The 4,092-nt window shown below is 64.8% G+C and carries 5 protein-coding genes; 2 read left to right on the top strand and 3 right to left on the bottom strand.

Annotated elements, in window-relative coordinates; genetic code table 11:
- Positions 1–668 precede the first annotated feature (668 nt).
- Positions 669–950: a hypothetical protein gene (locus tag CW360_RS09630; RefSeq protein ID WP_101193549.1), complete on the bottom strand. Its 282-nt coding sequence runs from the start codon at positions 948–950 to the stop codon at positions 669–671.
- Between the two features lie 174 nt (positions 951–1,124).
- Here CW360_RS09630 and mobQ point away from each other — a divergent pair, with 174 nt between their 5' ends.
- Both mobQ and CW360_RS09620 read left to right on the top strand, forming a co-directional pair.
- Positions 1,125–2,228: a MobQ family relaxase gene (gene mobQ, locus CW360_RS09625; protein ID WP_212633290.1), complete on the top strand. Its 1,104-nt coding sequence runs from the start codon at positions 1,125–1,127 to the stop codon at positions 2,226–2,228.
- Between the two features lie 9 nt (positions 2,229–2,237).
- A complete protein-coding gene (locus tag CW360_RS09620; RefSeq protein ID WP_101193548.1) occupies positions 2,238–2,852 on the top strand; it encodes a hypothetical protein in 615 nt (204 codons plus the stop codon).
- 24 nt (positions 2,853–2,876) lie between these two features.
- On the opposite strand, the gene CW360_RS09615 is transcribed toward CW360_RS09620, so the two are convergent.
- A complete protein-coding gene (locus CW360_RS09615) occupies positions 2,877–3,110 on the bottom strand; it encodes an antirestriction protein ArdR (RefSeq protein ID WP_101193547.1) in 234 nt (77 codons plus the stop codon).
- 151 nt (positions 3,111–3,261) lie between these two features.
- The gene (locus CW360_RS09610; RefSeq protein ID WP_101193546.1) at positions 3,262–3,873 is read right to left on the bottom strand and encodes a replication/maintenance protein RepL; all 612 of its coding nucleotides are present in this window, start codon (positions 3,871–3,873) and stop codon (positions 3,262–3,264) included.
- Between the last annotated feature and the right edge of the window lie 219 nt (positions 3,874–4,092).

Here is a 4,092-nt window from a genome sequence, read left to right as displayed (position 1 = left end):
CTCACTCTGTTACTACGGCTCTTGCCTTTGCCTTTGCTCTTGCTCTTCCAGGTCAATGAATTGACCCGCTTTGTCCGTGGCCCGAGTGGGGCCCCAGCTTGCTGGGGTCGAGGGCTGACGAGCTGTCCACAGCACGCTTCACCGCTGTGGGCAGGTTGTCCCAGGCGGCGCAGATGGTGGGGTGATCCTGCGGCCTTCCAGTCGCTGTGAGCCGTACAGGCACCGAGTCCGACCGTGGCACCGTGCAACGGCTCTTCGCTCCTTCACGCCGCTGCCTACGGCCTGCGCGCTTCGCTTGCGGGTAATCAGGAAGCGGGGGCGTTACCGATTAACCGTGCCTGCGTTACCGATTTCACGTGCTCAGCACTGATCCCAAATCTCGATGCCCAGGACGGCATCAGGCGGGCATGCGTTGATTCGCTCCTGGAGCATTTCGGGCGTGAAGTAGCGCGCCGGGTACATCCTCCGGTTTGCGGGCAGCATCGGCAGTATGTCGCTGGCCAGACCCCTGTACAGGCTGGGGAAGTTGTCAGAGCGGGACTGTGTGAGCTTCCCGGCCTCAAGCAGATCATCGACCCACTGGGGCCACCCAGCTTCCCAAAGAGCTAGCGTGTGTTCTCCCCGAACCGCCTCAACGTCCGGGTGCATGTGGACGCTGACCAGGAAGCTCATTCACCACCCCCGGCCACCAGTCGCTTGAACGCCTCAGAGCCTTGCCCGTCCTCACCAAGCACTGCCAGACGTTCAGCAGGTCGCGTCAGGAAGGCATCCAGCATTGGAAGTAACCCCATGATGGGGGATTTTCTTTCAGCGTTGAGTACAGCGGCACCCACCAGCACCTTGACCCGATCATCGGCTTTTTTGGCTGTGGCGCGCTGTCGTGCTTCTGCCTTCTGAATCCGTGCGTTGAGTTGATCGCGCTTGAGTTTGAGTGCTTCTAGGTCGGCCATCGTTGCTTTCCTCTGCTATGACGTGTCGGTTTTGGTCATTCTACGCTAGGATGTGGGCGTGCACAGTCCGACCCTGAAAGAAGAGAAGGGCGCACTTACGCAAACTTCGTTTGCAGCGCGGTCGGCAAGCCGACAAGAGCCAAAGCCAAACAGCAAAAGCGAGAATCCAGAGCCGTGGCGATCTACTCAGCCAGCGTCAAGACAGTCAGCAGGGGAGGGGGCCGCTCGGCCACCGCCGCCGCTGCCTATCGAAACGGCGAAGAGATCACCGACCTGCGTACCGGCGAAGTCCACGACTATCGGCGGCGCACTGGCGTGGAACACGTCGCCAGTTTCGCGCCCGAGGGCATGACCCCGCAGCCGTCCGCCGAGCTGTGGAACCGGGCCGAAGCCGCCGAGGTTCGCAAGAACGCCCGCGTAGCCCGTGAGGTGCTGGTGGCCCTGCCTGCCGAGCTGACCCCGGAGCAGCGCCGGGAGCTGGCCCAGGGCATCGCCCAGGCGCTGGCCAACCGCTACGGCACAGCGGGCACGCTGGCCGTGCACACGCCTGACCGGGAGGGCGACCAGCGCAACCACCACGCCCACATCCTGATGACCACCCGCCGCCTTGAGCCGTCCGGCGCGCTGGGCGAGAAGACCCGCGAGCTGGACGACGTGAAGCGCGGGCCGCAGGAAGTCGAGTGGGTGCGGGCGATGATCGAGGCGCGCACCAATCACGCCCTGGAGCGGGCAGGCAGCGCCGAGCGGGTAGACCGGCGCTCACTGGTCGAGCAGCGTGCCGCCGCGCTGGAGGCGGGCGACCAGGAGCGCGCCGCCGAGCTTGACCGCCTGCCGACCATCCACGAAGGCCCACGGGTGACGGCCATACGCCGGGAGTGCGAGCGCGAGCAGCGCGCCCCGCTGGCCCCTGTCACCCGGCTCCAGGTGAACAACGACCGCCGCCAGTTGGCCGCTGATCGTGCCGAGCTGGGCAGCGTGTCGGCGCAAATCATCGACATCGAGCAGGCCCGCGCCGAGCGTGCAGCCCGCGAGCAGGCGACAGGCGCGGCGAGCGCAGGCATGGAGGCGTTCAAGGCCCGGTTCCAGCAGTCCCAGGACATGGCCGCGAAGATCGAGGCCGAGCGCGCACGGGTGGCGGCCGAGGCGCAGCGAGTCGCCCAGGAGCGCGCCGCCGAGCAGGCGGCACAGGAGCGGGCGAAGGCCCCGAAACGCGCGGCCTTGAGAAATGACGGGCCGACGAACACCAAGGGGCGCAGCGGCCCCGATTTCAGCATGTGAGGCGATGCAATGAGCGTGAGTGAACAGGAGCTGTTCGGCCTGATGGCCATTGCCCAGGAGCAGCAGCAGGCGGCAGCGGTGGCGCTGGAACGGCTGGAGGCCCAGCGGGCCGAGCTGGGGCAGACCATCGAGCAGGCCCGCGCCGCCGTGCGGGAGATGGAGACAGCAGGCAAGGCGTCGGCGGTGATCATCGAGAAGGCAACGCGCCTTGCCGTCTCAGAGGCCGTCAGCGGCGCTCTGGTGGCCGTTCGTGACGAGACAGTGAAAACCCTAGGCGGGTCGGTAAAACCCGCTGTAAGCGCGCTGGAGGGCGTTACAGGGCGTGCCGAGGAGGCCGAGCAGCGATTGAGCCAAGCTGCGGCGTCGTTCAGTTGGCAATGGGGGGCGCTGTGGGCCGGTACTGCCGCGCTGCTGCTGGCGGTTGTCCTGGGCATCGTGCTGCTGGTGGTGCCGACACCGGATGAAATCGCCGCGCTACGCGCCGAGGTGGCCAACCTGGAGGCCCGAGGCGGCAAGGTCGTGCTGACCATGTGCGGGCCTGAAAAGCGCCTCTGCGCGGAGATAGACACCAAGGCCGATGCGTGGGGCGAGCGCGGGCAGTTCCGCATTCTGAAGGGCTACTAGCCTACAGCGCAGCGCGCCACAGGCTTACACGACAACCCACACGCTGGCCCCGTCCAGGTCGTTGCCGCCCTCGGCCCGGTAGACGTTGCCGTCAGCGTCCACGGCCAGCGCGCCGGGGCGCTCGTGGCCAGCGTCGCGCAGGCAGTTTTTCCAGCCGTACCCGGCCCCGGCCCAGACCAGGACAACGCCCCCGGCATGACCTGGCCAGCGGGCGCGCCACGCCTCGGCGGCTGCGCGGGCTTCCTGGGCGGTGCTCATTGGAACGGGACCACGCCTGTAGCGACGCCCCAGACTGCTACCCACCGCCCTGCCTGCTGCTTGTCGGTCTTTCCCTTGGCCGCGCTCAGGCGTTTCATTGCCACCCCTAGCCGATGAATGGCGTATGCACGCCGCTGTGCCTGGCTGCGCTTCACTCTGCCCCCTCCCTGTCCGCTTTCCCATTAACCCAGTCGAGGGTGCCGGGGTCGCGGTTAGGCTCCTGGATCTGCTGTGGTTTCGATGCTGGCCCCTTGCGGCGGTACTCGGTGATGAACTTCACCCTATCCCCCTTGAAGAACAGGGCCGGATTGACCCAAAAGGTCGTCGGTGAGCGAGGCGCCAGGAATTGCTTGGCCAGCAGCTCTTTGAGTCCGCGCTGGAAGGTCTTCTCGCTCATATCCACCTTCCGCCCGCACAGCCCATCGTTGAACCAGGACAGCTCAATGCTCTCGGCAAAGCCCTGACGCATAGGCGCTCTTTCGTACTCTTGCAGGACGAGCTGGAAGACACGCGAGGCGGTACGGCCAAGGTCGAAAGCGGCAGCGACGCCAGCAGCGAAGACCTTCACAAAGCTGGCGTCATCGCGCTCGTCCACGGTGTAAATCGCAGAGGTTTGGCGCACCTCGCCAGTTGCCGTGCTTACCAGCTCCTCAGCTGTGCCGGTCTTCACCCAGCGCTTCTTCACGGACACCTCTTGAGGCTCCAGCAGGGGGTTGGAGTCAGGGCTGTAAACAAGCTTCTTGAGGTTGATTGTTTCGGACATTTAGCGCCCCTTTTTTGTCTGTGTGTAGACACACAATGTCGGGCCATTAGACAAAAATCAACTGTTTTTTGTCTCTTATTGTCCTGCGTTTGTCTCAGATGATCCTGGTTTTGTCTCAGCCGTTCACGTGGCACTAAGGCTCCAGGCCATTCCCTTCTCACTCTGTTACTACGGCTCTTGCCTTTGCCTTTGCTCTTGCTCTTCCAGGTCAATGAATTG

This window comes from Pseudomonas fluvialis (genome assembly GCF_002835605.1).
GTDB lineage: Bacteria > Pseudomonadota > Gammaproteobacteria > Pseudomonadales > Pseudomonadaceae > Aquipseudomonas > Aquipseudomonas fluvialis.
The sequence above is the reverse complement of the archived record's forward strand: the minus strand, read 5'-3'. Positions and strand labels throughout refer to the sequence as shown.